Here is a 3,273-nt window from a genome sequence, read left to right on the forward strand (position 1 = left end):
AGCATTAGAAGCCTCACTCATGAATGGCGAGTGGCCGCACGGCAAGCCCCTGCTGAATCGTGGCTCAAGCCTGACAGTGTTCTGCTCTCACATTCGAAGGGGCAAGGCACATTTCCATTAATGCTGCTAAGCTCTCCGTCTCTGTGCGCGACGTCAGGCGAACGCCGCGCTCAACGCACATCTGTCGTCTGCGCGACCTGCTTCGACTCCTGTCTCGCAAGCGAAAAGATGCCGCTCGTGAAGAAGACACCGACGAGAAGGAAGGTGTGCGCAATGACGCTGGGTCCCATCAACCACATATGGCCGATCCAAAGGGCAAAGATCGCGGACCACATGTAGGACAGTATCGCCATGAATTGGAACCTGACCATTGGCGGTAGAGCGCGAAGCGGGTTCACGGACGGGTCCATCACCAGACGATAAAGCTGCGTCAACATAGGAATGGTCCTCTCAATTTGTTTGTTCACTAGTTACGCGTGACGACTCCGGATGGATCATGCCGTCCAGGATCTTCAGGACACGACTGCGTGATGAGATGCAAGAGGCAGTGAACGGCTCCGGCTGACATAAAGGCGTGACCTCGCGACGTTCGGTTTGGGCTCCTGAGCTGACATCTTTAGCATCGAGCTCAGCGTCCGCTGAATGCCCAGAGCGGGCATCTCCGGTCTCACGGTTTAGGTCTGCTAGGGGATTTGACGAGATCGAAAGCTCGCGCGTAGGTCAGTTCTCCGACTGGCGCTTCGTCAGCGAAGACGAGGTGTTGGACCAAGCGCGTCGGAAGGCCGTCAAAGGCGATCGTACCATTGCTCTGAAATCCGAACCGCTTATAGAACGCGGGCTTTCCGAGAAGGACGCAGCCTCTTGCGCTTTGAGCCTTGAGAAGCGCCAGACCGCGCCCCACTAGTTCACTCCCTATGCCGCACCCCTGCAAATTTGGACGGACGGCAACAGGGCCTAGACCGAACCAGTCATGATGCCTTCCGCCAATCTTCACAGGCGAGAAGGCTATATGTCCGGCAATCTCTTTGTCGACTTGCGCGACGAGGGAAATGGTCAGGTCGCCATGCTTCCGGAGCTCGCGGATGATTTGAGCTTCTCTGCCCGCTGCATAGGAAGCCGGGGCGAAGGCCGCCAAGGTGATGCTGTGGATCGCGTCTTCGTCGTCAGGCGTCTCGCTGCGAATGATCATGCGGGGGTTAGGGTTCCTCACCGTCGCCATCCACGGGCACCGTACGCGTGGGCCGTTTTAGGGCTGAGGTGATGGCGAGAGCCATTTGCGCCGACCGCGGGTCGACGGTGCTTGGAAAGGAAGCGACGATTGTCCCGTCTCGCCCCAGAATATATTTGTGGAAGTTCCACTTAGGACGGGAGCCGGATTGGGCCGCGGCCCATTGGTAGAACGGGTGTGCATTAGGCCCCACGACGGCGGTGCGCTCGGTCAGGGGGAAGCTGACGCCGTATTGGCGCTTGCAGTGATTGAGAAGCGCCTTGCCTTTGCGCGGTTCCTGGCTGCCGAAATCGTTGGACGAGACGCCCACGATGACAAGCCCTTCGTCTTTGCGGTCTCGCCAGACCTTTTCGAGGTGCTCGAACTGGTAGCTGAAGCCACACGCAGTGGCCGTGTTGACTACGACTACGGCCTTGCCACGAAACTGCTCGAGCGACATCAGTTTTCTGTCAACGCTTATGAAGTTGAAGTCGAAGCCACTCGCCGCCTGAGCAACGCCCGTCATGCCGACATATGCAATAAGAATAAGTGCGAGTCTTTTTGCCATCGTTTTTTGTCCTCAGCCTGTACGACGCCGCCCCCTCAGCGCGCCATCAACTTGATGGAAGCTCCTTGGGCGGAGGCTTTGGGAATCCAGTCTCTCGCCAGTTTCTGGGCGGCGGCGATCTCTGCGGGGGTGATCTTGGCGGCGACCGCCTGCCGGTTCTGCCGCGCACGTTCCAGATTCATCTCTTCGAAGTCGAAATAATAGGACGCGGCAAGGCTGAACCAGAAATAGGCCTGTACGTAATCCTGCGTCACACCCCAACCATTCTTGTACATGACGCCGAGATTGTTCTGGGCGAAGGGCTGGCCCGCCTCGGCGGAGAGCCGGTACCATTTCACTGCCTCGGCCTGATCTTTGGAGACGCCTTGCCCCTCTTGGTACATGCGACCGAGCTTGAACTGCGCTTCGGGATCGCCCTGTTCGGCGTAGGGCCTGATCAGTTCGGCGGCCAATGCATAGTCGCCTTTCTCATAAGCGGCCCAGCCTCGTTCCTGATCATGGGCATTGGCTATCGGGGCGCTGCCGAAGAGCGCTATGGCGGCGCATAACGCCAACGGTTTTGCGATTTCAATTCTCACCGATGATTTCCCCAGATTGAAGCGCTGACCCGGCACACACGCATCGACAGATAACCAACTCCAGTGTTACGCAGCACCCCGACTAATGGATCACCTGTGCGTTTGGCATTAGGCTCGAACGCGTGTTGCGGGAGCGATAGTCAGGTTCGAGGTTCGGCAATGAGCAGCAGAAACCCAAAACAGCTTGTCTTAATTCTTGGCGACCAACTGACAGCGACGATCGCCGCCCTGCGCGCGGCCGACGCCGAACGCGACGTGGTCCTGCTGGCGGAAGTGCAGCAGGAGGCCACCTATGTCCGTCATCACAAAAAGGAGATTGCCTTCCTGTTCTCGGCCATGCGCCACTTTGCAGAGGAGCTCTCAGGCGCCGGATGGGGTCACACGATAGGGGCCCATTGCCGTCCTGGATCAACACGTCAGGACTGGCCCTCGGTTTTCATTCGGAATGGGCGAAATGTCTGCTAATGACCCAAAGCGGGCATTGCACGAATATTAGAACAACCGTGGTAGACGGTTCTCAACAGCGTTGTCGGACAATTGATCGGCAAATCGTCTTGATGGTCCGTCCTCGATGCCAACCCCTTCCGGTTGGATATGCGAACTGAGTGAAGAGCTGGATGGCACCAGGACGTGTTAAGCCACTTGGACGCTTGTAGAAATCAGCGAAGATGAGTTCGTCGCTTCACATCGCTGACAGACAACAAAGTACTTTAAAGCAGCAGCTTTCTATGACGTGCAGGGCATATGCTCGATTAATCCGAGACAATCCAATGAGGTGGTGAAAGTGCGCACTGACTATCACACGATCGTCATTGGCGGGGGGTGCCTCGGCTGCGCCTCAGCTATCTCCGTCCAGCGCCGACTGCTCCGGGACGGCGACGACGAGAGCTCGGTCTGCATCCTTGAGAAAAACCTTGTCG

5 protein-coding genes are annotated in these 3,273 nt (G+C 57.5%); 1 reads left to right on the top strand and 4 read right to left on the bottom strand.

The genetic code is table 11. The features are described from left to right. Window positions 1-170 precede the first annotated feature (170 nt). The 4 genes from AC221Y_RS22455 to AC221Y_RS22470 form a co-directional block, all read right to left on the bottom strand. Window positions 171-437: a hypothetical protein gene (locus tag AC221Y_RS22455; RefSeq protein ID WP_372928685.1), complete on the bottom strand. Its 267-nt coding sequence runs from the start codon at window positions 435-437 to the stop codon at window positions 171-173. Between the two features lie 230 nt (window positions 438-667). Beyond that, complete coding sequence (locus tag AC221Y_RS22460) at window positions 668-1,189, bottom strand: GNAT family N-acetyltransferase (protein ID WP_486708521.1); 522 nt, start codon at window positions 1,187-1,189, stop codon at window positions 668-670. A gap of 7 nt (window positions 1,190-1,196) precedes the next feature. Next, window positions 1,197-1,775, bottom strand: coding sequence for a glutathione peroxidase (locus AC221Y_RS22465; protein WP_372928687.1), 579 nt, complete (start codon window positions 1,773-1,775; stop codon window positions 1,197-1,199). A gap of 35 nt (window positions 1,776-1,810) precedes the next feature. Further along, a complete protein-coding gene (locus AC221Y_RS22470) occupies window positions 1,811-2,353 on the bottom strand; it encodes a tetratricopeptide repeat protein (RefSeq protein ID WP_486708522.1) in 543 nt (180 codons plus the stop codon). Window positions 2,354-2,512: 159 nt separating this feature from the next. Between AC221Y_RS22470 and AC221Y_RS22475 the strand changes: the two genes are divergently transcribed. Further along, window positions 2,513-2,818 (top strand): cryptochrome/photolyase family protein, encoded by a 306-nt coding sequence (locus AC221Y_RS22475; RefSeq protein WP_486708523.1) that lies wholly within the window; start codon window positions 2,513-2,515, stop codon window positions 2,816-2,818. Window positions 2,819-3,273: the final 455 nt, after the last annotated feature.

The organism is Boseongicola sp., assembly GCF_057460485.1.